The organism is Microbacterium tenebrionis, assembly GCF_903645325.1.
In the GTDB taxonomy this organism is placed as follows: Bacteria; Actinomycetota; Actinomycetes; order Actinomycetales; family Microbacteriaceae; genus Microbacterium; species Microbacterium tenebrionis.
Window position 1 is genome coordinate 1 of record NZ_CAHJXQ010000015.1, and the last position, 23,587, is coordinate 23,587.

Annotated in this window: 26 protein-coding genes and 1 pseudogene; 14 read left to right on the forward strand and 13 right to left on the reverse strand. The window is 66.6% G+C overall.

What is annotated here, in order from left to right; translation table 11 throughout:
* Positions 1–702, forward strand: a 702-nt coding sequence (locus HWX58_RS13955; RefSeq protein ID WP_175988759.1) for a heavy metal translocating P-type ATPase, incomplete at its 5' end; no start/stop codon positions are given.
* Positions 703–712: 10 nt separating this feature from the next.
* Here HWX58_RS13955 and HWX58_RS13960 read toward each other — a convergent pair.
* Together HWX58_RS13960 and HWX58_RS13965 are read right to left on the reverse strand one after the other, a co-directional pair.
* Positions 713–1,519: a DUF1206 domain-containing protein gene (locus HWX58_RS13960; protein ID WP_175988760.1), complete on the reverse strand. Its 807-nt coding sequence runs from the start codon at positions 1,517–1,519 to the stop codon at positions 713–715.
* Positions 1,520–1,580: 61 nt separating this feature from the next.
* Positions 1,581–2,429, reverse strand: coding sequence for a LysR family transcriptional regulator (locus tag HWX58_RS13965; RefSeq protein ID WP_175988762.1), 849 nt, complete (start codon positions 2,427–2,429; stop codon positions 1,581–1,583).
* A gap of 97 nt (positions 2,430–2,526) precedes the next feature.
* On the opposite strand from HWX58_RS13965, the gene HWX58_RS13970 reads away from it, so the two are divergent.
* Entirely contained in the window at positions 2,527–3,693 is a 1,167-nt protein-coding gene (locus HWX58_RS13970) for an acyl-CoA dehydrogenase family protein (protein ID WP_175988764.1), read from the forward strand.
* Between the two features lie 16 nt (positions 3,694–3,709).
* Here HWX58_RS13970 and HWX58_RS13975 read toward each other — a convergent pair whose 3' ends face one another.
* From HWX58_RS13975 to HWX58_RS14015, 9 genes are all read right to left on the reverse strand, one after another.
* Positions 3,710–4,867, reverse strand: a complete 1,158-nt coding sequence (locus HWX58_RS13975; protein WP_284690613.1) for a Bcr/CflA family efflux MFS transporter — start codon at positions 4,865–4,867, stop codon at positions 3,710–3,712.
* A 71-nt stretch (positions 4,868–4,938) separates the two neighbouring features.
* Positions 4,939–5,802: an ABC transporter ATP-binding protein gene (locus tag HWX58_RS13980; protein ID WP_175988768.1), complete on the reverse strand. Its 864-nt coding sequence runs from the start codon at positions 5,800–5,802 to the stop codon at positions 4,939–4,941.
* Complete coding sequence (locus HWX58_RS13985; RefSeq protein ID WP_217702998.1) at positions 5,792–6,568, reverse strand: ABC transporter permease; 777 nt, start codon at positions 6,566–6,568, stop codon at positions 5,792–5,794. Before HWX58_RS13985 ends, HWX58_RS13980 begins: the two co-directional genes overlap by 11 nt.
* Entirely contained in the window at positions 6,565–7,416 is an 852-nt protein-coding gene (locus HWX58_RS13990; RefSeq protein WP_175988772.1) for an ABC transporter permease, read from the reverse strand. The genes HWX58_RS13985 and HWX58_RS13990 overlap by 4 nt, the downstream gene beginning before the upstream one ends.
* 25 nt (positions 7,417–7,441) lie before the next feature.
* Entirely contained in the window at positions 7,442–8,965 is a 1,524-nt protein-coding gene (locus HWX58_RS13995) for an acyl-CoA synthetase (RefSeq protein WP_175988773.1), read from the reverse strand.
* A 65-nt stretch (positions 8,966–9,030) separates the two neighbouring features.
* Complete coding sequence (locus HWX58_RS14000; protein ID WP_175988775.1) at positions 9,031–10,014, reverse strand: ABC transporter substrate-binding protein; 984 nt, start codon at positions 10,012–10,014, stop codon at positions 9,031–9,033.
* Positions 10,015–10,067: 53 nt separating this feature from the next.
* On the reverse strand, positions 10,068–10,520 hold the full coding sequence (locus tag HWX58_RS14005; RefSeq protein ID WP_175988777.1) for a MaoC family dehydratase: 453 nt from the start codon (positions 10,518–10,520) through the stop codon (positions 10,068–10,070).
* Positions 10,521–10,560: 40 nt separating this feature from the next.
* On the reverse strand, positions 10,561–11,448 hold the full coding sequence (locus HWX58_RS14010; protein WP_175988779.1) for an amidohydrolase family protein: 888 nt from the start codon (positions 11,446–11,448) through the stop codon (positions 10,561–10,563).
* Positions 11,445–12,362 (reverse strand): SDR family oxidoreductase, encoded by a 918-nt coding sequence (locus HWX58_RS14015; RefSeq protein WP_175988781.1) that lies wholly within the window; start codon positions 12,360–12,362, stop codon positions 11,445–11,447. The genes HWX58_RS14010 and HWX58_RS14015 overlap by 4 nt, the downstream gene beginning before the upstream one ends.
* Before the next feature lie 95 nt (positions 12,363–12,457).
* On the opposite strand from HWX58_RS14015, the gene HWX58_RS14020 reads away from it, so the two are divergent.
* Positions 12,458–12,901, forward strand: coding sequence for a MarR family winged helix-turn-helix transcriptional regulator (locus HWX58_RS14020; RefSeq protein WP_250646268.1), 444 nt, complete (start codon positions 12,458–12,460; stop codon positions 12,899–12,901).
* 27 nt (positions 12,902–12,928) lie between these two features.
* Here the strand turns inward: HWX58_RS14020 and HWX58_RS14025 are convergent, their stop codons facing one another.
* Complete coding sequence (locus HWX58_RS14025) at positions 12,929–13,861, reverse strand: BBE domain-containing protein (protein ID WP_175988785.1); 933 nt, start codon at positions 13,859–13,861, stop codon at positions 12,929–12,931.
* Positions 13,862–14,839: 978 nt separating this feature from the next.
* Between HWX58_RS14025 and HWX58_RS14030 the strand changes: the two genes are divergently transcribed.
* The 9 genes and pseudogenes from HWX58_RS14030 to HWX58_RS15475 all read left to right on the forward strand — a co-directional run.
* The gene (locus tag HWX58_RS14030) at positions 14,840–15,265 is read left to right on the forward strand and encodes a hypothetical protein (RefSeq protein WP_175988787.1); all 426 of its coding nucleotides are present in this window, start codon (positions 14,840–14,842) and stop codon (positions 15,263–15,265) included.
* Between the two features lie 83 nt (positions 15,266–15,348).
* Positions 15,349–15,918, forward strand: coding sequence for a DUF3515 family protein (locus HWX58_RS14035; RefSeq protein WP_175988789.1), 570 nt, complete (start codon positions 15,349–15,351; stop codon positions 15,916–15,918).
* Positions 15,919–15,935: 17 nt separating this feature from the next.
* Positions 15,936–17,759 carry a bifunctional copper resistance protein CopD/cytochrome c oxidase assembly protein gene (locus tag HWX58_RS14040; protein WP_508619506.1) on the forward strand — a complete coding sequence of 608 codons (1,824 nt, stop codon included), beginning with the start codon at positions 15,936–15,938 and terminating at the stop codon, positions 17,757–17,759.
* 165 nt (positions 17,760–17,924) lie between these two features.
* Positions 17,925–18,587, forward strand: a complete 663-nt coding sequence (locus HWX58_RS14045) for a copper resistance CopC family protein (RefSeq protein ID WP_175988793.1) — start codon at positions 17,925–17,927, stop codon at positions 18,585–18,587.
* A gap of 155 nt (positions 18,588–18,742) precedes the next feature.
* Complete coding sequence (locus tag HWX58_RS14050; RefSeq protein WP_175988795.1) at positions 18,743–19,180, forward strand: hypothetical protein; 438 nt, start codon at positions 18,743–18,745, stop codon at positions 19,178–19,180.
* A gap of 86 nt (positions 19,181–19,266) precedes the next feature.
* Positions 19,267–19,932, forward strand: coding sequence for a DsbA family protein (locus HWX58_RS14055; protein WP_175988827.1), 666 nt, complete (start codon positions 19,267–19,269; stop codon positions 19,930–19,932).
* On the forward strand, positions 19,929–20,942 hold the full coding sequence (locus tag HWX58_RS14060) for an NAD(P)-binding domain-containing protein (protein ID WP_250646270.1): 1,014 nt from the start codon (positions 19,929–19,931) through the stop codon (positions 20,940–20,942). The genes HWX58_RS14055 and HWX58_RS14060 overlap by 4 nt, the downstream gene beginning before the upstream one ends.
* Positions 20,943–20,958: 16 nt before the next feature.
* Positions 20,959–21,867: a cation diffusion facilitator family transporter gene (locus HWX58_RS14065; RefSeq protein ID WP_175988797.1), complete on the forward strand. Its 909-nt coding sequence runs from the start codon at positions 20,959–20,961 to the stop codon at positions 21,865–21,867.
* Positions 21,868–21,915: 48 nt separating this feature from the next.
* A pseudogene (locus HWX58_RS15475) lies at positions 21,916–21,984 on the forward strand (TFIIB-type zinc ribbon-containing protein); the annotation flags it as partial.
* A 21-nt stretch (positions 21,985–22,005) separates the two neighbouring features.
* On the opposite strand, the gene HWX58_RS15480 reads toward HWX58_RS15475, so the two are convergent.
* A complete protein-coding gene (locus tag HWX58_RS15480; RefSeq protein ID WP_368356427.1) occupies positions 22,006–22,311 on the reverse strand; it encodes a hypothetical protein in 306 nt (101 codons plus the stop codon).
* Between the two features lie 98 nt (positions 22,312–22,409).
* On the opposite strand from HWX58_RS15480, the gene lspA reads away from it, so the two are divergent.
* Complete coding sequence (gene lspA, locus HWX58_RS14080; protein WP_250646272.1) at positions 22,410–23,090, forward strand: signal peptidase II; 681 nt, start codon at positions 22,410–22,412, stop codon at positions 23,088–23,090.
* On the forward strand, positions 23,087–23,422 hold the full coding sequence (locus HWX58_RS14085; RefSeq protein ID WP_175988803.1) for a DUF6804 family protein: 336 nt from the start codon (positions 23,087–23,089) through the stop codon (positions 23,420–23,422). Before lspA ends, HWX58_RS14085 begins: the two co-directional genes overlap by 4 nt.
* Positions 23,423–23,587 lie beyond the last annotated feature (165 nt).

Consider the following 23,587-nt stretch of genomic DNA (forward strand, 5'->3'; position numbering starts at 1 on the left):
GGCGTCGCAGACGGCCGCAGCATCGTCGTCGGCCGCGAGTCGCTGCTCGCCGACTGGGGCCTGGCGCTCTCCCCCGAGGTCGCGGTCGCGAAGGAGCGGGCCGAGAGCGAGGGCAAGACCGTGGTCGTCGCAGGCTGGGACGGCGCAGCCCGCGGCATCCTCGTCGTCGCCGACACCGTGAAGCCCACCAGCGCGGAGGCGATCAGAGGTCTGCGCGCACTCGGTCTCCGCCCGATCCTGCTGACCGGCGACAACGCCGCCGCCGCTCGTCGCATCGCCGCCGAAGTCGGGATCGACGAGGTGATCGCCGAGGTGCTGCCGCAGGACAAGGTCGCCGTCGTGCAGCGCCTGCAGTCCGAGGGCCGAGTGGTCGCGATGGTCGGCGACGGCATCAACGACGCCCCGGCGCTGGCGCAGTCCGACCTGGGACTGGCGATGGGAACCGGCACGGATGTTGCTATCGAGGCATCCGACATCGCGCTCGTCCGCGGCGACCTGCGCAGCGCTGTCGACGCGATCCGCCTGTCGCGCCGAACGCTCGGCACCATCAAGACGAACCTCTTCTGGGCCTTCGCCTACAACGTCGCCGCCATTCCGGTCGCCGCCCTCGGGATGCTGAACCCGATGCTCGCCGGAGCGGCCATGGCGTTCTCGAGCGTCTTCGTCGTCGGCAACAGCCTGCGACTGCGCGCGTTCCAGTAGGCGACGCGCCTCACATCCGCGCGTAGCGGGCGCGGGCGAAGCAGAACAGCCCGTACAGGATCAGGCCGGCCCCGACGCCCCACAGGATGACGACGCCGAACGGGAGTCCGGCGAGCGCTCGGAGTGCCGCATCCAGACCTCCGGCAGCTTCGGGGTCGTGCATGAGCGCCGCGACGACGAAAAGGATTCCGGTCACGCCGACGGCGATCCCCTTGGCGACGTATCCGACGACGCCGAGCGTCAGGATGCCCGTGCGCCCCGCGCCGGTGGCAAGATCGAGGTCCTCCTCGAACGCGCGCGTGATTCCGCGCACGACGAAGGCGATGCCGATCCCTGTCACCACGAGTCCGATCGCGACGAGCAGTGCGACGCCCGCCGGCACCGCGAGCAGGCGCGCACTGAGCGATTGCGAGGACTCCGATGAGTCGGACCGGCCGCCGAGGGCGTAGACCAGCGCGGTGCCTGAGATGGCGAGGTAGGTGATAGCGGTCCCGATGAACTTCACCCGATGCACCCATCTCTTCCGGCGGTCGGGGTCGCGTTCGAGGAAGATCTCCGCGACCTGCCAGGCAGCGAGCGCTGCGAGCCCGATGACGATGCCCCACAGCAGAACGACACCGAACGGAGACTTCTGAATCTGCGCCAGGGCGCCACCCTGGTCGGCCTCCCCGCCGCCGCCCGTGGCGATCGAGATCGCGATGACCCCGATCAGCAGGTGCAGGATGCCGAGGACCACGTAGCCGACGCGAGCGAACACCTCGAACACGGTGGAATCCTGCGCCGCTCGCGCGGCCCGATCAGCGCTCTTGTCAGCCATCGTCGCCCCTTCACCGTCGATCGATCCAGGATACGGGCGATCGGCAGCGCGCCGGGAGAATTCAGGCGACGGCCCGGTCCCCCACCCGCTGACGCACCGGCTGCGCCTGCCACTCGTGCGCGATCCGCATCACGACCGGGGCCTCCGGCGCGTATGCGGGCCACTCGGGAATGCCCGGATGCTGCGGCGATACGGTGCGCGCGAACGACGCCCAGGCGAGGGCCATGCTCTGCGACACCTCGCCGCGGGCGGGGTCCGTGCCCGTGAACGCCGAACGGTCGGCGTTGGCGAAGACGTAGGCGAGGTCGAGAGAGTGGCAGGCGCCGAGGAGACCGCCCAGGATGTCGGTCGGCTGAGCGAACTCGTATGCGTAGACGGGGGCCTCGCGCTCCGCTGCGAGCTCGAGGATCGTCTGGCCGTCGGATCGGAGCTCCGCGGACCGCACGCCGCGCACGGGGCGGGCGTCCGCGGTGAAGCCGATGTCGAGGTCTCCGGTGCTCAGGAGGTCCATCACGACGCCGCTGGCCAGCTGCGCCTGGAACTGCAGTTCGATCCCCGGATGCTGCTGCCTGACCCGCCGGGCGATCTCCGCGACGAACGGGGCTCCCATGGCACCCGCGAAGCCGATGCGCACGATGCCGTGGTCGTCGCGTTCGGAGTTGTGTGCGGCGCGGATCGCGTCGTCGGCCTTCTTCAGCGCCTTGACCGCGAGGGGCAGGAACGCCTCCCCCGCCGGTGTCAGCGAGACGCTGCGCGTGCTGCGCTCGATCAGCCGGACGCTCACCTCGGTCTCGAGCTTGCGGATCTGCTGGCTCACGGCGGGCTGACTGACATGCAGGGCGATCGCCGCACGCCCGTAGTTGCGCTCGGTGGCGACCGCGACCAACGACCGCATCCACCGCAGCTCCATGAAATGGAAGACTACGACACGGGGCCGGTCGACAGCAGGCGTCAGACGTCCGAAACTAGCCCTTGGCAAGAACGAGGGCGAGTTCTATTATTGAGAAATGCAATCATTTCTCAAGCGTGAGATCTTCGATGAACAGCATGACGAGTTCCGTCACGTCGTGCGCCGCTTCACGGAGAAGGAGGTCGTCCCCCGACTGGAGGAGTGGGCGGCCGCGGGACGCGTCGATCGAGAACTGTTCCGCAGGGCCGGAGAGACCGGAATCCTCGGCATGTCGGCACCCGAGGAGTTCGGCGGGGGCGGCGTGGACGACTTCCGCTTCAACGCGATCGTCATCGAAGAGCTCGCGCGCGTCGGCGCCACGGCCGTGTCGATGTCTCTGTGCGGCTTCAACGACCTCGTCGCGCCGTACTTCATCGCCTTCGGCTCGGACGAGCAGAACCGACGGTGGCTGGCGCCCCTGATCGCCGGCGAGAAGATCGGTGCGATCGCCATGACGGAGCCCGGCGCGGGCTCCGATCTCGCAGGCATCACGACGACCGCGCGACCGGACGGCGACGAGCTCATCCTGAACGGCGCCAAGACGTTCATCTCGAACGGCCTGCTCGCCGACACGTTCATCGTCGCAGCCCGCACCGACCCCGAGGCCGGCCGCTCGGGCATCAGCCTGATCATCGTCGACGCCGACACCCCCGGCTTCACGCGCACGGGCCCGTTGCAGAAGATCGGCCTGTCGGCGCAGGACACCGCAGAGCTCTCGTTCGAAGCCGTCCGCGTGCCCCGCAGCAGCATCCTCGGCTCCGAGGGCGCGGGCTGGACGCAGATGCGGCAGAACCTCTCCGTCGAGCGTCTGCACATCGCGGTGACGTCGATGGCGCGCATGAGGTCGACCTTCGACGGCGCCCTGGAGCACTCCATGCAGCGCCAGGCGTTCGGCCAGCGGATCGCCGACTTCCAGGCGAACCGCTTCTATCTCGCCGAGCTCGCCACCGAGATCCAGATCGCGCAGGTCTTCATCGACCGCTGCATCCTCGAGGCATCCGGCCACGCCCTCGACGAGACCACCGCCGCGATGGCCAAGTGGTGGGTCACCGAGTTGCACCAGCGGGTCATCCAGCGCGCGCTGCAGCTGCACGGCGGGTACGGATACATGAAGGAGTACCCGGTCGCGCACGACTACCTCGACTCGCGGGTGGCGACGATCTTCGGCGGCACGACCGAGATCATGAAGGAGATCATCGGGCGCAAGATCACGCGCCCGAGCTGATCATCGTCCGAGCTGATCACTCCCCGGATCGCCGGAAGGTCACCCCGGCCACCAGCCCGGTGGTCGCCAGCACGCTCATCGCGACCGTCGCCGGCACCGCGCTGCCAGCGCCCATCAGCCCTCCCAGGGGCGAGGCCGCAGCGCCCAGGGCGAACTGCGTGAACCCGAGCAGCGCCGACGCCGCACCTCGGGCATGCGGTGCGCGCCCGAGCGCGAGCGCGGAGGCACACGAGAGGATGCCGCCGCACCCGAGTGCGAAGCATCCCACCAGCACCAGGTACGAGACGAACCCGAGCACCCCGGTCAGCGCGAGCCCCGCGGCGACCGACGCGGCCAGCACGGCGAGCGCCTGCGCGCCGCGCAGTACACGGAGCGCGCCGAGTCTCGTCGCCGCGCGGCCGCTCGCCCACGCACCGGCCATGATCACGAGGGACGAGTACGTGAAGGTCAGGGCGTAGCCGCCGGGCCCTGCTCCGAACACGCCCTGCACGATGAACGACGACGAGCTGATGTACACCATGAGCGAGGCGTACCCCGCCGCGAACGCGAGCGTGAGAGCGACGTACGCGGGCACCCGCACCAGACCGCCGACGTTGCGCGCCAGAGGGGCGAACGAGAGCGGATGGCGGCGCTCGGCCGGCAGCGACTCCGGGATCAGCAGCGCACTGCTGATGAGCATCGCCGTGGCGACCACCGCGAGCCCGGTCAGCGCCGCGCGCCACCCGCCTGCGGTGGCAAGCAGCGCGCCGAGCGGGCTCGCGATCGCCGGTCCCAGAGCCGTCATCGCCCACAGCGCGCTGAATCCGCGCAGGGCCGCATCCCGGTCAGCGAGATCGGAGATCACGGCGCGGGCGAGCACCGCACCGGCTGCACCGGCGAACCCCTGCAGAGCCCTGACGGCCACCAGCATCCCGAAGGTCGGGCTGAGGGCCGCGACGTATCCGCACACCGCGAACGCGGTGAGCGCGATCAGCAGCGTTCGGCGCCGGCCGACGGCATCCGACATGGCGCCGATGAGCAGCTGACCGCATGCCGCGCCGATCAGGAACGCAGTGAGCGTGAACTGCACCGCCGTTGCGCTGACACCGAAGTCCGCGGCGATGCCGGGGAAGGCCGGCAGGTACAGATCAGTCGAGACCGAACCTGCCATGCCGACGAATCCGAGCGCGGCCATCAGGCCGGGACGGATCCCTCCCGGCTGCGCGACCGCGCCGGGGGCAGATCCCCCACTGCCCCCGGACGCGGTCACTTCGGTGCCGGGCCGTCCGGCCGGTACCCCTTCTTGGCGCGCTGGATCTGCTCGTACACGTGGTGACGCAGCTCGGTGAACCGCTGCATCGACCGCGTCTCGAGCTGATCGCGCTGCGGCGGCAGATCGACGATGAGGTCCTCCTGCACGACGGTCGGCGAGCTCGAGAGCATGATCACGCGCTCCCCCAGATACACCGACTCTTCGATGTCGTGGGTGACGAATAGCACCGACAGCCCCAGCCGTTCGCGCACGCCGCGCACCAGGTCCTCGAGGTCGGCACGGGTCTGCGCGTCGACGGCCGCGAACGGCTCGTCCATGAGCAGGACCTCGGGCTGATAGGCGATGGCGCGCGCGATCGCGACGCGCTGCTGCATGCCGCCGGAGAGCTGCCAGGGGTACGAGCGCGGCACGTCGGCGAGGCCGACGTTGGCCAGCGCCTCCTCGACGAGCGCCTTGCGCTCCGCCTTCGGGACGCCGGCGTTCTTCAGCGGCAGCTCGACGTTGTCCGCGACCCGCAGCCACGGGAACAGCGACCGGCCGTACTCCTGGAACACGACGGCCATCTTCTTGGGCGGCGCGATGACCCTCTTGCCGTCGAGGATCACTTCGCCGCTCGTGGGTTCGAGGAGGCCTGCGATGCACTTGAGCAACGTCGTCTTGCCCGAGCCCGAGGGTCCGACCAGGCAGGTCAGCTCGTTCTTGCCGAGGTCGAAGGTGAGATCGCGCACGGCTTCGACGTCGCCGCCGTCGGTGCGGTACACCTTCTTCAGGCCCCGCACCGACAGCAGGGTCTGCTCAGCGGGGAGGGTGCGGCCGTGCGAGACGGTCTGGAGCGGGGAGGAGGTTTCAGGGAGCATTCTCAAGGTCCTTCAGTCCGTGGTACCAGCGCAGGACGCGTCGTTCTGCGACGCGGAAGATCAGGGCGACGGCGAATCCGAGCAGCCCGAGCACGAGGATCCCGGACCACATCTCCGGGATCGCGAATCGGCGCTGGAACTGGATGATCGAGAAGCCGAGGCCGGCGAAGGTCGCGAACATCTCGGAGATGACCATCATGATCAGCCCGATCGGCAGACACTGACGGATACCCGTCATGATCTGCGGGGCCGCCGAGGGCAGCACCTGATAGCGGATGCGATTGAAGCCGTGGATGCCGTAGGAGCGGCTCGTGTCGGTCTGCACCGGGTCGGCCGCACGGACACCCTCGATGGTGTTCAGCAGCACCGGCCACACGGCGGCGAGGATGATCACGAGGATCTTCATGGCGTCGGTCGGTCCGAACAGCAGCAGGAGCACCGGGATCAGCACCGGCGGCGGCAGGGCGCGGAAGAACTCGAACACCTGATCGGCGAATGCACGCAGGTCACGGTTGAGGCCGACCAGCAGCCCCAGCAGCACCCCGATGACGATCGCCACGACGACGCCGATCGCGAAGCGCGTGACGCTCGGGAGGATGTCGACCCACAGCCGCGGCCCGATCCAGGTCTCGACGAACGTCACGGCGAGTTCGCCGGGGGTGGGGACGAAGAAGCTCGGTGCGATGAGCGCCGAGACCCACCACAGCGCGACGAGGATGGCCGGAAGCCCCAGCAGGTATGCCAGGGAGACGAGTGTCTTCTTCATGACGGGATGTCCTCTCGAACCGAGTGGTGCCATGAGAGCAGACGCCGCTCGAGCATCCGGGCGCCGATGTTGATCACGACGCCGAGCAGCCCGGTCGCCAGCACGAGCGCGTACATGGTGGTGTACTGCCTGGCGTTCTGCGCCTGCACGATGACCTGTCCGAGGCCGGGGGTCCCGATGATCAGCTGCGCGGTGATCGCGAGGATCAGCGCGACGGATGCCGCCAGTCGCAGACCGGTCATCAGGTACGGCAGTGCGGTCGGGAACACGATGTCCCGCATGCGCTGCCACCGGCTGAAGCCGTAGCTGCGGCCCGTGCTCATCGCGACGTGGTCGACATCGGCGACGCCGTAGAGAACCTGGATGAAGATCTGCCAGAAGCATGCGTAGACGATCAGCAGGATCGCCGCCGAGGGCGCAGCCCCGAACAGCAGCGAGGCGAGCGGGATGAGCGCGACCGACGGGATCGGGCGCAGGAACTCGACCGTCGAGTTCGTGGCCCGTCGAAGGAACGGCGAGAGGCCGATCACGACGCCGAGGACGGTGGCGGCGACGAATGCGATCGCGAGGCCGATGCCCCAGGCGATCATCGTGTCGCCCACGGCCGTCCAGAAATCGGTCAGCGCGAAGATCTGGACCAGACGCGGGAGCACTTCGGTCGGCGGAGGCAGGAACCGCGCATCGACGGCGCCGACGCGCGCGGCGATCTCCCAGATGATGAGCAGCACGAGCACGCCGCAGAGTCCGAGAACCGCGCGACGCATGCGGAACTTCTTGCGCTGCGAGCGGGCCTGCGCGACGGCGACCACGGTGGTGACCGTCTGTTCGCCGGGTGGGGCCAGTGACATCGTTGTCTCCCTTCGGGATCTCGGGTCAGCGGACGAGCCCTGCGCGCAGATCCGCCTTGCGGACCTTGCCGCTCGCCGTCCGCGGGAGCTCGTCCACGAAGTGGACCTGCTTGGGAATCTTGTACTTGGCGAGTCGCCCCGTCAGGTGCGCGGCGATCGCGTCGTCGGCGAGGGATGCGCCGGGCTTGAGCTGCACGACGGCGAGCGGGATCTCGCCCCAGCGCTCGTCGGGCACGCCGATCAGGGCGACGGCGTCCACCTCGGACAGCTCCATGATGATGCCCTCGACCTCGGCGGAGTAGATGTTCTCGCCGCCGGAGATGATCATGTCCTTCAGGCGGTCGGAGATGTAGATGTACCCGTCCTCGTCGACGTAGCCGAGGTCGCCGGAGTGGAACCAGCCGTCGACGATGCCCGCTGCCGTCGCATCGGGGCGCTGCCAGTACTCCGTGATCACGTTCGGGCCGCTGACGAGGATCTCGCCGACCACGCCCGGGGCCACCTCGTCGCCCCTCTCGTCGACGATCTTGACGTCGGTGAAGAAGTGCTTGAGCCCCGAGGAGCCCATCTTCTGACCGGCCATGTGGGCGGGCAGCGCGGTGGCGCCCGGCGCCGTCTCGGTCATCCCGTATCCGCACGAGAAGCCCAGTCCGCGCGCCTCGTACGCCTTCAGCATCCGCTCCGGCATCGCCGAGCCGCCGCACGTGAGGTGGCTGAGGCTGCTGATGTCGGTGGTGTCGAAGTCGGGGTGCTCCTGCAGCATCTGGAACGTGGTCGGCACGCCGGAGAGCATCGTGATCCGCTCCTGCTGCACGGTCTGCAGCACCTGGCCGGGGTCGAACGTCTCGTGCAGCACGACGGTGCCGCCCTGCAGCAGCGCGGGGAACGCCCCGTTGGCCAGGGAGGCGACGTGGAACATCGGCGAGATGAGCAGCACCTTCTCGCCCGGGCTCACCCCGTAGTCGACGAGCACGTTGAAGCAGTTCCAGGTGAGGTTGCCGTGCGTGAGCACGGCGCCCTTCGGACGCCCGGTCGTGCCGGAGGTGTAGAGGATCATCGCGGCGTCGTCGAGGGTGACCGGTTCATCGCGCGACATGTTCTCGCCCGAGGCGAGCACGTGCTCGTACTCCTCGACGCTGGCTGCCGGCGCCGGTCCGTCGACGACGATGCGGCGTGTGGCGGGCCGCGACCAGCTGCCCGCCCGGGCGAGATCCGTGAGGGAGTGCTGGAAGACCAGCACGCTCGCGCCCGAGTCGTCGAGCGAGAAGTCGATCTCGGGAGGGGCGAGGCGGGTGTTCAGCGGCACGAAGATCGCGCCGAGGGTCGTCGCGGCGAAGAACACCTCGAGGAAGGACGGATGATTGTTGCCGAGGTACGCGACGCGGTCGCCGTGGCGCACACCGCGTGCGGCGAGCGCATCGGCGAGGCGGTTGATGCGGTCGGCGAGCTCCTCGTACCGGAGATGCTGATCCCGGAACGCGATGGCGATGCTGCCGCGCGACTTCTCACGGCGGCGCTCGACCCAGCGGCCGATTCCGTGGTTTCTCATGGCGAGTCCTTCGTTGGGCTGGCGATGGAGGAGGGTCGGCGCCGGTGAGGCGCCGACCCGGGTGATCACTTGCGGATGACGGCGTCCATGTCGGGCTCCGTGTCGAGGAAGCCGTACTTGAGCGCGGTCGCGCTGAGCTCTTCGATGATGCTCGGGTCGAGGTCGCCCGAGAGCGCCTCGAGGCGGATGTTCGCCACGACCTCCGCATCCATGCCCGTGTAGTCGACGATCGCCTGGCGGTAGAGCTCGTCGTCGTCCATCGCGAGCGCCGTCGACTCGGCGATGGCGGCGGCGAAGGCATCCGTCACCTCGGGGTTCGCGTCCGCATAGGCGGTCGAGGTGAACGTGACCATCGTGTACAGGTCGTCGATCGCGGTCAGCGGGTCGCCGAGCCACTTCACGCCGGGCGTCTCGAGTGAGGCGGTGAGGAACGGCTCGGGCGTCCAGGACGCGTCGATGTGCCCCTGTTCGAGCTGTGCCAGCTGATCGGGGAACGGGATCTCGGTGAAGGACACCTTGCTCGGGTCGCCGCCGTCGGCCTCGACCATCGCCATCGTTCCCAGGTCGCCCTGTGTGTTCACCGCGTTCAGCGCGACCGTCTTGCCCTCGAGGTCGGCCCAGGTGTCGATGCCAGAGTCCTCCATGACCACGATGCCGCTGGGCTCGGGGGTGGTGATCGCCGAGTAGCCGGCGATGATCTCCATGCCGAGCCCCTGGCTGACGGCGACGAGCACCGAGAGCGGGTTGCCGACGGCGAACTCGATCGACTGGCTCGACACTGCGGGCAGCAAGGCTGCGCCGCCCTGTCCGCTCTGCACGGTGACGTCGAGCCCGTGCTTCTCGAAGATGCCCTCGTCGATGCCCAGCTGCACAGCGGCGGCGGGGGCGATCGGCAGCAGGCCGACGGTCACGGGGGTGAGGTCGCCGGAGCTGCCCCCGGACGGTGCCGAGCTCGGCTCCTCTCCGCTGAGCGATCCTCCGCTGCACGCGGTGAGGACGAGGGCGGACGCTGCCAGGGCGGCGACGGCGAGGGTGCGGGTGCGGGACATGTCAGTACTCCTTTGTAACTGCGCGGTTATCTGGTGTTCGGGTTTTGGATGAGTCAGGCGTAGTAGCGCTGGATGCTGCGGACCGCCGCTGCGGGCTTGGCGCCGCCGTCGATCTCGATCATGCCGTCGACGGCGAACTGGTAGCCGCCGGCGATCTCGGTGATCTCGGCGATGGTCGCGGTGAGGCGTATGCGATCGCCGACCTTGACCGGCGAGACGAAGCGCACCTTGTCGAGGCCGTAGTTGACTTTGGTGCCGACACCGTCGACCTCGAGCAACGATGCCCAGAGCGGGATGAACAGCGACAGGGTGAGGAAGCCATGCGCGATCGGCGCTCCGAACGGTCCCTCCTGGGCGCGCTCGGGGTCGGTGTGGATCCACTGGTGATCGTCGGTGGCGTCGGCGAAGGTGTTGATGCGCTCCTGCGTGATCTGGAGCCAGTCGGTGTGGCCGAGATCCTTGCCGAGGAGTCCGGGGAAGTCGGCGTAGGCGATCGTCGTGGTCATGGGTTCTCCTTCTGAGATTCGAGCGGTGCGGATCCGGCGTTCAGCCGGCCAGGCCGAGCAGTCGGACGGCGTTGTCCTTGAGGATGGCGGGGAGCACCTCGGGCTTGAACAACTCGGCGGTTTCGGCGTCCTTGAGCCAGCGGTCCGGTGTGATCAGGGGGAAGTCCGAGCCGAAGAGAACACGATCCTTGATGACGGAGTTGGCGTAGCGGACCAGCTCCTTCGGGAAGTACTTAGGGCTCCAGCCCGACAGGTCGATCCAAGTGTTGTGCTTGTGCGTCGCGACCGACAGCGCCTCCTCCTGCCAGGGCACCGACGGGTGCGCCATGATGATCTGCAGGTCGGGGAAGTCGGCGGCGACGCCATCGAGAAGGATCGGATTCGACAGCCCGAGGCGCAGTCCGCGTCCCCCGGGGAGCCCGGCCCCGATGCCGGTCTGCCCGGTGTGGAACAGCGCCGGCACACCGGCATCCTGGATCTTCTCGTACAGCGGGTAGAACCGCTCCTCACCAGGGTCGAAGCCCTGCACGGTGGGGTGGAACTTGAAGCCGCGGACGCCGTGTTCGGTGAGCAGGCGGTCGACCAGGTCGACGGCGTTCGCGCGATGCGGGTCGACCGAGCCGAACGGGATGAGCACGTCGTTGTTGCGTGCCGCGCCTTCGGCGATCTCGCTGCTCGAGACCGGCGCGTGCCCGAGGCGCGTCTCGGCATCGACAGAGAACACGACGGCGGCCATGTTGCGCTCGCGGTAGTGCGCAGCGACGGCGTCGAGCTTCGGCCATCCCTCGGAGCTGCCGAAGTAGCGCAGCGCTGCCGCGTCGAGATCGTGCGGGAGTGCGCTGTGGCCGTGATCGTCCTGATCGACGTGCACGTGCATGTCGATCGCCGCGACTGCGGCGAGGTCGATGGCGGGCTCGTAGCGCGTCATGGTTGCAGCTCCTCCGGGAGGGCCGGGAACTTCTCGCCCACGTCCTGCGCGTTGGCTGCGATGAGGTCGGCGCCCTGCTCCTGCAGCGCGTCGTAGTTCCACCCACCGTCGCGGTACTCGGTGGTGGCCGCCTCGGGGTGCGACCACACCTGCAGGCGGTCGCCGCCGACTCCGATGGCCTGGCCGGTGATGCCCGATGCGGCATCCGAGGCGAGGTAGGCGATGAGGCCTGCGACATCGTCCGCGCCGCCGAAGCCGACCTGCTTGCGGAAGAAGTCCGGCATCGGCTGCCCGTTGGCGTCGGCCTCGACGGCGGCTGCGAAGTAGGGCACTGTCGCGGTCATCGCGGTGGCGGCGACCGGGATGACCGCGTTCGCGGTGATGCCGGCGCGCTTGAGCTCGAGCGCCCACGTGCGGATCATCCCGACGATCCCGGCCTTGGCCGCGGCGTAGTTGGTCTGACCGAAGTTGCCGCGCTGGCCGGTCGGGGATCCGATGGCGATGATGCGGCCCGCGATCTCGTTCTTGCGCATGTACTGGACTGCCTCGCGCACGACTGTGAAGGTTCCGCGCAGATGCACGTCGATGACCGCGTCGAAGTCGTCGTCGCTCATCTTCCACAGCACCGTGTCGCGCAGGATGCCCGCGTTGGTGACGACGATGTCCAGTCGTCCGAACGCTTCGACGGCCCCGTCCACGAGCGCTTTCGCCGTCTGGGTCGATCCGACGGGCGCGACGACCGCGACGGCCCGGCCCCCGGCGCCGGTGATCGACGCGACGGCCTCATCCGCGGTGCCGGCGTCCACATCGTTGATGACGACGGATGCTCCGCGGCGGGCGAGTTCCTGAGCGTAGGCGAGCCCGAGCCCGCGGCCGGATCCTGTGACGACGGCGACTTTGCCTGCCAGTGACATGTGTCCTCCTTGATTTCGACGATCACACCACATTTAGTTGAGTCTGTCAATGATCCAGATTTCAATGAATGTATGATTCCACTATGACGTCACGCGTGAGCACACCCATCGACGGCCGCGAGAGCCTCGAGAACCAGCTGAGCTTCCTGCTGGCACGAGCGAGTGCGGTCTCGAGTGCGGCCGGCAACTCGGCGCTCGCTGGCTACGGGCTGAAGGTGCGCTCCTACTCCGTGCTCGCCCTGGCGTGCGACCCCAGCCGGGTGTCGCAGCGCGAGATCGCCGAGTACCTGCGGCTGGACCCGAGCCAGGTGGTGGCGCTGGTCGACCAGCTCGAATCGTCGGGGCTCATCATCCGTGAGCCCGACGCGCGGGATCGCCGCGCGAATGTCATCGTCGCCACGGATGCCGGTCATCGGCTGTTCGAGACGGCGAATGCCGAGACCATCAGCGCCGAGCACCGGCAGCACAGCATGCTCACGGATGCGGAGCGCGACACACTGCGGGGTCTGTTGCGCAAGATCGCCTTCCCGGAGGCATGAGCGCCGGCTCACTCGCCGGCGCAGGGATCACGGCACGATGTTCTGGTTCTGGCGGAAGAGGTTGCCCGGATCCCACCGGCGCTTGAGGCCCTGGAGGCGCGCGAGGTTGCGCCGGAAGGATGCCGACGTCTCAGCGTCGCCGTCCTCGTTGAAGCCGGCGAAGTTGAGGTATCGCGAGCCGTAGCACAGGGGCGCGAACGCGGCCACGACCTCCCGGCCCCAGGCGATGTTCGCGGTGTCGCCCTCGGGCGCGATCCAGTTCGCCTCCGGCGCGACCATGAAGGGAGCCTGCGAGGGCAGGAAGGCGCCGTCGAACGGCTCGGCTGCCGCACCCCCGCTGTGCCAGATGTCGATCGTGCTCAGCTCCGATGGCGCGCGCTCTGCCAGCGCGACCAGGGCGTCGATCGCGTCGTCCGTCAGGTCGAGCACGTTCGTCGACTTCCAGTAGTACCGGGCGCCGTCGGGGTAGTCCTCGTCGAAGACCTGCTGGACCTCGACGTAGTCCGTCTCACCACTGAGGTCCAGCAGTGGCGTGCCGAACTCGTGCAGCGGACGCAGCAGCGATCGGCCGTCTTCGGCATCGCCGAGGTAGAGGCCGGCGAATCCGATGAACTGCCGCCCCGCGGCATCCGGCGGGTAGCCCTCGGCTCCCACCGGCACCCGGCCGAGGAAGGCGAGCATGCTGACGTTCCTCGGCGCCTCGGCGCAGAATGCGCGGAACAGCCGCAGGCCCCGGGCGGCTGCGCCCGAGCCGCCGTCGTGGATGACGAAGAGGAAGTGATTCCGGGCGGGCACCGGATGGGTGTCGAAGGTGAAGGCGGCGACGGCGCCGAAGTTCCCACCGCCGCCGCGCAGTCCCCAGAGCAGGTCGGGCGCTTCCTCTGCCACCGACCCGATGACGATCCCCTCGGCCGTGACCAGCTCAGCGTCTCGCAGGGAGCGGGCGCTGAGCCCGAACATGTTGCGGATCCACCCGTAGCCGCCGCCCAGCGTGAGCCCGGCGATCCCGGTGCGCGAGAACAGCCCGCCGGGGACGGCGCGTCCGCGCGTATCGGATTCCGGCCTGAACGTCTTCGACGCCGGCGCAGCGGACGACCGCCCGCGGATGCCGATCGATCAGCCCGCTCCACACCGCTCTCGCGTCGTCGTACGCCGGATCGCCCCGCACGATCACCTTTCCGGTGAACTGATCCTCGGGTACTTCTGCATGCTGATTCGCGTCGCCCATGGCCGCTGCCCCATCCGCGTCGACGCCCGGTGCACCCCACATGCACGCTGCTCACGCCGGTCTCGGTGTCAGTACTACACCCGTCTCGGCGCATGTCAAGAGGTGCGTGACCGCTGATGCACCGGATGCACCGCTGGGACAGTTCCGGATATGACAAAACCCCCGGAAAACCGGGGGTTTCATTCTGTAGCAGGAGCGGGGCTTGAACCCGCGACCTCACGCTAATGGCGCGAGGTCCTCTTTCCACCTGATAACCCTGATTCTATGGCACCAACTCGCTGTTCCTACGAGTTCCTACGGGTATGTACACGGTCACAAAGTGGATTTGCGGACACAAAACGGACGACTTTCTGAGAACTGTCCAGGCTCAGATCCGGTAGTCGTGGTTGAGGACCACGCGGCCCGTTCGATCGCCCAGCGAGCATCGTCCAGAAGTGGAGGCATGGCGGCGATGCGGCCTTCTGCTCGACGTAGGAGGGCCGGGCGGAGGCGTCATTTCGCGCTTCGACCCAGTCCGGTGAGCATCACGATCCTGCCAGGTCACCCCCGCACGCAGGCTCCTAGCGATCTGGTCTTTGATGGCGGTGTCGACGCTGCGACCTCATCAACGGATGTCGCGAAGCTCTCGGCGAAGGTGAAGCGTCGATCTAGCACCCAACCTTGCCTCGCTTTGCCGATGAGGTGATGTCGGCGCCGATAGGCTAGTCAAGATGGTTACTAGTCTCACCGTGCGTCAAGCAAAGGTGAAAGATCATCAGGGACTGATAATGAACATCATTCTCAGTCTTGCGGTGATCGTCTTGCTTGCTTTCGGTGTGGCCTCCACGGTCCACATGGAGCGCAGCAGCGATGAGCTGCCATCAACTGCAGCGCAGTCGAGCATCGTTAGTGCTGATCGGGGACTTCTGGCTAGCAATGACGCGGCTCCTGAAGCGGTCGGTGGCGCTGCACTGTGCCTTGCAGGAGCGCTGTTCAGCTTCGTGATGCTCTGGCGGATCCTCACAGGCCCGACGCTCATCGGATGCACGCGTGGGCGCGGCCGCGAGCTGATGCGCGACATGACTCAGTTTTCACGCTCGACACGTTTTCGGGGTCTTCGACCGTCATTGATGCAACTGGCGCTGTCCCGGACCTGATTCTCTGAGCCGTCTTACGAACCTCTCGCAGGCATTCCCCGAGAGATCCGTTGCCGTGCCGATGCCACACTTGGAGAACCTCGATGCCACGTCCTGATGCCCAGCCCACCCCGATTAAGGCCACCCCACACCCGCGTTCACCGCGAGGCATTGCCGTGTTCGCAAGCACCTTGGTTGTTCTCCTTCTCGTCGGAGGGTGCGCGCCAACCGTCGAGCTGAAGCCTGCTGACCATGCGAACGCCCCGGAGTGTGCGGATCTTACGGTCCGTCTACCGGATGTTATCGGCGAGCTTCCCACCCGAACGACGGACGCGCAGGCGACGGCTGCGTGGGGCGACCCCACGGCCGTGGTCGTCAGATGCGGGCTCGAATCGCCCGCTCCCACCACGTTGCAGTGCGTCACCATCGGGGCGGTGGACTGGATCATCGATGACTCCGACTCCCCGAATCTGCGCATGACGACCTATGGGCGAGAACCGGCGGCTCAGGTTTATGTCGACACCACCCGACTCTCGGCGGACAAGGCACTGGAGGCCCTTGCACCAGCAATGCAGAAGCTGCCCAAGACGGGAGCGTGCACCGCTCCTGATATTGATACGGACACGATGTCGGCCCCGCAGGCTCTACCCGATGAAACCGAGAGCCGTTCGTGAAGCCGGCGAGCTTGCGAATGGCAGGGCCCGCGATCCTGATCGCCGCGGGAGCTTTCACTCTGGTTGTCTGTTTGATCATCGGTGGCGGTGCGGCGCCTCGGGTAACCAGCGATCCAGGGGCTCTGGTTCGTTGGGGGCTGCCGACTGCCAAGCTCTTCGTGAACTTGTCCGCCGCAGTCATGTCGGGTTCTGCCGTGCTCACGTTGTTTGCGCTTCGCGCCGGTAAGAAGGAGTACGACACGGCACTGGATCTGGCGTCGGCCGGAGCGGCTGTCCTCACGGTCAGCAGCGGCGCCACCGGGTTCCTTACCTTTCTGTCCTCGTTCAATCCGCAGGTGTCGTTGGGAGCGGAGTTTGGCCAGCAGCTGGGACGATTCCTGTTGGAGACCGAGCTCGGACGCGTGTGGTTGATCACGACGGTCGCCGCGGCCACGATCACGGTGCTCGCTTACGCGTTCCGCCGCTGGGGTGCAGCGGCGCTCATCGGAGTGTTTTCCTTGATGAGCTTGGTCCCGATGGCGACGCAGGGTCATTCGGGCAGTCTCGCAAACCACGACGCTGCCGTCATGGCCCTGGTCCTGCACATCATCGGTGCCGCGGTGTGGCTCGGTGGACTCGTGACTTTGGTGTTCCTGCGTTCCTGCATGCAGGAGACGAGGATGCGCGTCATCGTCGAAAGATATTCGACTCTCGCGCTGGTCGCGTTCATCGTCGTATTCGTGTCCGGCATCGCGAGAGCGCTCACGTCGATCACGGACTGGGGCGACCTGATCAGCGCTTATGGGGCGGTACTCGCTCTCAAAGTCCTAGCTCTGGCCGCGCTCGGGGCGCTGGGGACCGCGCACCGACGGAGGTTCATCCGTCGCGGCGTAGGTGAGCGGGGCGCCTTCTGGGCGTTCATCGCCGTCGAGTTCGCGGTCATGGGGTTGGCCAGCGGTGCGGCCACAGCATTGGCGCGTACCCCCGCGCCCGCCGATACCAGCGCGCCCCCACTGACGACGCCTGCCGAGATCCTCACCGAAGCCCCGCTCCCGGCAGAACTCACGGCCGAGCGATGGTTCGTCAGCTGGGACATCGATCTTCTTTGGATTCTGATTGCCGGCTTCGGGATCTTCTTCTATCTTGTCGGTGTCCGCCGTCTCCGGCGACGCGGCGAGCTATGGCCCGCGTCACGTACGCTCTCCTGGGTCGCCGGGATGCTTCTGCTGGTCTGGGTGAGCTCCGGTCCGATCTCGGTGTATGCGGATTATCTGCACAGCGTGGATGCGCTCAGCCGAGTACTGCTGGCCGCTGTCGTCCCGCTGCTTCTCGTGCTCGGCGCCCCGTTCACGCTCGCGATGCCAGCAATCACCAGCCGCACCGATCAGAGCCGAGGCGTGCGCGAGTGGATGCAGGTAATCGCCCGGGCACGGCCAGTGAGACTCCTCATGCATCCCATCGTCGCAACCTGCCTGTTCGCGGTGGTGCTGTGGGCGACGAGCGCAACCGGGACTCTTCGATGGACACTGGTCGACCCCCTCGCCCACGAACTCCGTGTCGTGGCGCTGCTCGTCGCAGGCAGTGTCCTGGTGCACTCGCTGATCTCCGCCCGACAGGTGCGGTCTCGAGTTCTGCGCGTGATCATCATCGCGTCAGCCATCTTGACACCCGCTGTTCTGGGTGCGTGGGTCGTCATCCAGAACGGCCTTATCGCAGCTAACTGGTTCGGGGCGATGGGACGCACCTGGGGTCCTGATCCTCTTGCCGACCAGCGCACAGCCGGATTCGTGCTCGCGACAGGTGCTGTCGGTCTTGTGCTGGCAGCTCTTTTCGGGCACCGTCAACGAACGCGGAAGCCATGAGCATCTCGGATCCCGACCGGGCTGGTCTGCTGGGCGCCACGATCGTCCACCATCCCGCTGCCAGGCCTCGACGAGCACCTCCCGCGCGCTCATCCCGTCACTTTCGCCCACATTCCCCTTCCTCCAGACCTCGCCGTGTCTCACGACATCCCTAAGGATTAAGCCATGCCCACGAAACTCACACGCTCGATACGCCTGACCGCGATTGCCGTCATCACCTCTGCCATCACGACCTTGCTGTTCGCCGCCCCGGCCGCCGCCCATGACAACCTTCTCGACTCCGCACCGTCCGCCGGCGATACGGTCACAACCCTGGAAGCGGTCTCGCTTACCTTCAGCGGCGAGCTGATCGACTTCGGGCAGGCGAGCTTCGCTCAGGTCCAGGGGCCCGACGGCCTGTACTACGAGACGTCGTGCTCGACCATCGACCTGAATGTACTGACCACCCCGGTCGCGCTCGGCGAGGCGGGGACCTACACGATCCTCTGGAACGCGGTCTCCAGCGATGGCCACCCGATCTCGGAGTCCTTCGAGTTCCAGTACGCACCAGAAGAAGGCACCGAGTCTGCACTCGGATGGGATCTGCCGGCCTGCGAGAACGAGCGGATCCGCGCCCAACCCGGAGCAGTCGTGGCGGCGTCCCCCACGCCCACTCAGAGCGCGCAGGACGAAGCAACCACCCCCACTCCCGCGAAGACGGACAGCGCATCCGACGGATCCTCCGAGGGCGTTGTCGTTCTCTTCATGCTTGGAGGAGTGTTCGTTCTCGCCGCCGTGATTGCGGCGGCGTTCTGGCTCATCCGAGCACGTCGCCGCCGCACCGAATAGGCATGGCTGGCGGCGGTCAAAGGGCTCTCAGACGTCTCTGCTCATCACTCGACGCCTAGCATCGTCAATCGTGATCCCTGCCCGTGCCTCATTGGGCCGACAGTTCCCTGCCCGCTCAAAGAAAGCGCAAACACGGGACGAGTACAATGCGGAGGATGCACCGTTCGTTGCGGATCCCCGATCCCACGCGAACGCACAAGCAGTTATTGATAATGCGGCTCATTACCAGTATCGGGCTATCGCTGCTCCTGCTCTTCAGTGTCGCCGCCACGACGGGGCATACGGACACCCAGAACGGCGAGAAGGTTCCCTTCGCCATGACAGAGTTCGACGGTGCCGGCGTCGATCCCAGTACACAGCAGATCGTCACTGTCCCGGGAGACGTGAACGCATCTCTAGGAGTCGCTCTGTGCGCCCTGGGCATCCTCTGCGGACTTACGGCGATCATCCTGGTCCTGAGGCTGTTCTGGTCTCCTCAACTGGCTTCCCCTCTCCGCGCCGGACCGCGCCCCTTAGCCCGCGCATCGGTGTTCACCTCGCCCCTGCGCACTACTGCATTGTCCCTCACCCAGCTCGGCCTCTCGCGAACCTGACGTCCGATGCGCCGCCTTCACGGCGGCGATTCCACGAGCTCACGCTCATCTTGTCGTTCGTCCTCGTCGTGTCATTGGAGTACCCGTTGAAACCTGGTGTGAAAGCCGGCATCGTCACTGCTGCAGTCGTCGTAGTGCTGATGCTCATCGTGTTCGTCGTCGTCATCGTCAATCAGAACGGAAAGGAGCCGCCCACCTCCGACGGTTCCGCCCCCTCCGCGCCCGTCCAGCGCGAGAACTCGCATGTGCTCGACGACGGCGGTGAAGGTGCCATCACCGTGGTCGAGTTCCTGGACTTCGAGTGTGAAGCCTGCGGCGCCTTCTACCCGATCGTGGAGGATCTGAGGGCAAAGCACGACGGGAAGATCACCTACGTCGTCCGTTACTTTCCCCTCCCGGGTCACCTGAACTCGAGGAACGCTGCCCTCGCCGCCGAAGCCGCCGCGCAACAGGGACGACTCGATGACATGTACCGCGAATTGTTCGAAACCCAAGCGGAATGGGGCGAAGCCCAGGAATCACGTGCAGATGTTTTCCGCGGGTTCGCTGAACAATTGGGCCTAGACATGCCCGCATACGACAAGGCCGTCGCTGACCCGGCTACGACCGCACGCATCGATGTGGACTTCAACGACGGCCAGGCCCTCGGAGTCGACAGCACCCCGACGTTCTACGTCGATGGAGAGAAGCTCCAGTTGCAGCAGTTCGACGACCTGGAGAACGCCATCAAGGCCGCGTTGGAGACGCAGTGACGATTCTGGGACTGTCACACCGTCGTGTGATCATTGTCGGCGCCGGACATACCGGGCTGGCAGTCGCGGGCGCGCTCAGAAGCAGTGGTCTGATCCCGCAGAAGGATTTCACCGTCATCGACGCGAACACGAACGGCCAACGCTCGTGGGCCGCACGCTGGCATTCCATGGTGCTCCTCAGCGATGCGCACCACAGCGCGATCGCCGGCCGACCGCTTCCCGGCGACCCATCCCGACGTCCACGTGCGGACGAAATGGAGGAGTACCTCGCCGCGGTCGAAGCTTCGCTCGGCGTGGCCGTGATGTGGGGTATCCGCGCCGCTAGCGTAGATCCTCGTGGCAGCGGCTCGACTCTCCTGCTTTCGACTAGCGAGGGGCAGGTTCAAACCCGCAACGTGGTGTGCGCGACGGGTTCTTCATCCCGACCTTGGATCCCGGCCTGGGCTGCGGACCTCGCTGTTCCAGGCGCGGCAATACACAGTGCCGACTATCAGTTTCCTCGACAGATTCCCCACGGCGACGTGCTGATCATCGGCGGTGGGGACAGCGGAGTGCAGATCGCACGGGAACTCGCCCACTCACACAGCGTCACGCTGTCGACCCGATCCCGGGGCCGCCCAAATCGCGAACAGGACACGAGACGTTGGTCGTGGCTTGCGCACCGGCGCTCCACGCCACTGGACGGAGCTGTGCACGCAGAGTTGCAACAACACGGAGTGTCGATAGCGCCGCCCGCTCATGGCGCTGACGGGGGATACGTCATCTTCGAGGACGGCATGCGAGCGAAGCCGCAGTCCGTGGTCTTCGCCACCGGGTATCTACCCGGTGATGATTGGCTTCCTCCAGTAGTCCGTGGCTCAGGAGCCAGCCGCGGGCGATTCGGAACGACTTCCATGCCGGGCTTGTTCGTGGCGGGCATCCCCGGTTACAGCAGACCGGGGTCAGACAGCTTTGCCGGTGCGCAGCGGGACGCAGTCTCGATCGCACGGCGCATTATGAATCGCCCCTAGGCAAGAGGAGAAGCATATGGGCGTCCAACATGATCACGCGTCGGTCGGGACACCTCGGCGGCGTCTGCTGATCGCGTTCGCCATCACGTCGATGGTCTTTATCATCGAAGTCGTTGGAGCAGTCATCACCGGCAGCCTTGCGCTGCTTGTTGATGCTGCCCATATGCTGACCGACGTGATCGGCCTTGCCCTTGCCGTCACCGCGGCACACCTGATGAATCGGGAACCGTCCGCCCGGCATACCTGGGGCCTGCGCCGAGCGGAGGTCCTCGGTGCACTTGCTCAGGCGGCGCTCCTTCTCGGCGTCGGGATCTTCGCACTGGTCGAAGGAGTGCGGCGCCTGTTCGAGCCCCCGGAGATCGCATCCGGCAGCTTGCTGTTCTTCGGGATCGTCGGCTTACTCGCCAACATCGCTTCCCTGTTTGTCCTCATGAGTGGACGCAAGGCGAATCTCAACATGCGTGCGGCGTTCCTCGAGGTCTTAAATGATGCACTCGGATCCGTCGGAGTGATCGTCAGCGCGATCCTGATAGCGACGCTCGGCTGGTACCGAGCGGATGCGGTTGCGGGCATCGTGATCGCGCTGCTGATCATTCCGCGCACCCTTATTCTGCTGCGTGCATCCGGGAGCGTTCTTCTCGAGTCCACGCCACCTGGGCTGGACCTCGAGGACGTCCGCCGGCATCTGCGCGAGTTGCCTCACGTCGTCGACGTGCACGATCTGCACGCCTCACAGGTGTCCACCGACCTGCCCACCCTGAGTGCACACGTCGTGGTCGACGATGAACTCTCGCAGGAGGCGTCGTCTGCGCTTCTCCGTTCGCTTCAGGAGTGTGTTGCGGAGCACTTCGCGGTCAGCGTCGAGCATTCCACCTTCCAGATCGAGCCAAGATCTCACCCCGACGAGCACGCGACTCACGCGTGACGAGTTCGAAGCACCCAATGTCCGAAGACCTACCCAAGGAGAATCATGATGAAATGCCCTGTTGACGGCGCTGATCTGGTGGTCGCCGACCGATCCGACGTTGAGATCGACTACTGTCCACAATGCCGTGGCGTGTGGCTAGACCGCGGCGAACTCGACAAGATCATCGACCGCAGCGCGGGTTCGCTGACGCCTGATGCGAGTTATCGAGACCGCCGCCGCGACAACCATGGTGGCCATAAGCGTGGTCGTGGCCGTGAAGGGTTCCTTGGTGACCTCTTCGACTTTTGAATCCCACGAATCACGTACGCCCCACTCGACCGCGTCCAGACGGAAGTCGACGTTTCGTCTGGCCGTCGTAGTTGCGGCACTCAGCGCCGGGTTGCTGTTCATCGGAGCTGAAGCCGCGGCGGCGTCGTCGTCCAACTGGTCTGCCAGTTCCACGCCAGCTCCCACAGAAACGCTATCGCCGACCCCGACCCCGACCGAATCCACGGACAAGCCGCACCAGGAACTGGTTGATGAACAGGGATCGGAGCGCGGTGATCTCGGATTCCTTGGCGTTGTCTTTGTGGCGGGTCTTGGATTTATTCTCGCCGCGGGAGCGGTCGGTGCCCTGTTGGTTGCCCGCGAACGGCGCCGTCGAGATCGAGCCGAGGCCGCATCGAAAGAGGGGCGCTCAACCGATGGATAAGAAGAAGACGCCACCATACGCCGTCGCGTTCATCGTCGCTGGGCTGGTCGTGCTCATTGATCAGGCGAGCAAGGCCGCCGCGCTTGCCGAGCTGAGCGAGTCGGAGCGCATCCCACTGCTGGGCGACCTGCTCGGCTTGCAACTCGCGTTCAATCCAGGTGCGCTCCTGTCGTTCGGATCCGAGGTGACATGGGTGTTGACCGTCCTCGGCGTGGGAATCACGGTCACGCTGTTCGTCGCAGCGAAGCGCTCGCGAAGCATCTGGTGGGCTACCGGAATCGGATTCATCCTTGGTGGCGCCATCGGCAACGTCCTGGATCGCTTGTTCTCCCCGCCCGGATTCGGACGCGGACATGTGACTGACTTCCTGGCCTACGGGAACTGGTTCATCGGCAATCTCGCCGACATAGCCCTCGGAATTGGGGCCGTCATCCTCGGTCTCGGGCTCTGGATTCGCCGGCGGGCCGCATCACAAGAGCCCGGCGCCACGTCCGTACCGGCCGAGGATGCCCAGGTGTACGGATCATGACGCAGAAGAAACGCGCCCCATCCGTCTATCAGCGTAATGCGCTCGCTCCGAGCCTGATCGCTGCCGCAGTGCTCTTCCTCGCACCAGTCCTGCTGACCACTAGTTGGTCGACGGTCGTGCTGTTCGTGACCTCGATCCTCGCGATCATAGTCAGTTGGTTCGCGTTCCAGGCACGGCAATGGTGGTGGATCCCCGTGTTCGTCGCCGTAGCGGTGATCTGGAACCCTGTGCTTCCGTTCCCGTTCACGGGGCCCGTCTGGATCGGGGTGCAGCCCGCCGCTGCGGTGCTCTTCCTCGTTGCGGGGAGTTTGGTCAAGGTCCCGAGGCCGTGACAGTCGACAACATCGTCTGCTGCGTCGTGCTGCGCCCCGTGCAAGGTGCGCCAAGAAGGAGGCAATAACACCGCGATGATCCCGGCTCGCCCACCCGTGCACGTCACCGGAGCTGCCCGCTGCCGTGGCGACGTCCGCTGTGCCCGGTGGTGTCCATCGACGATG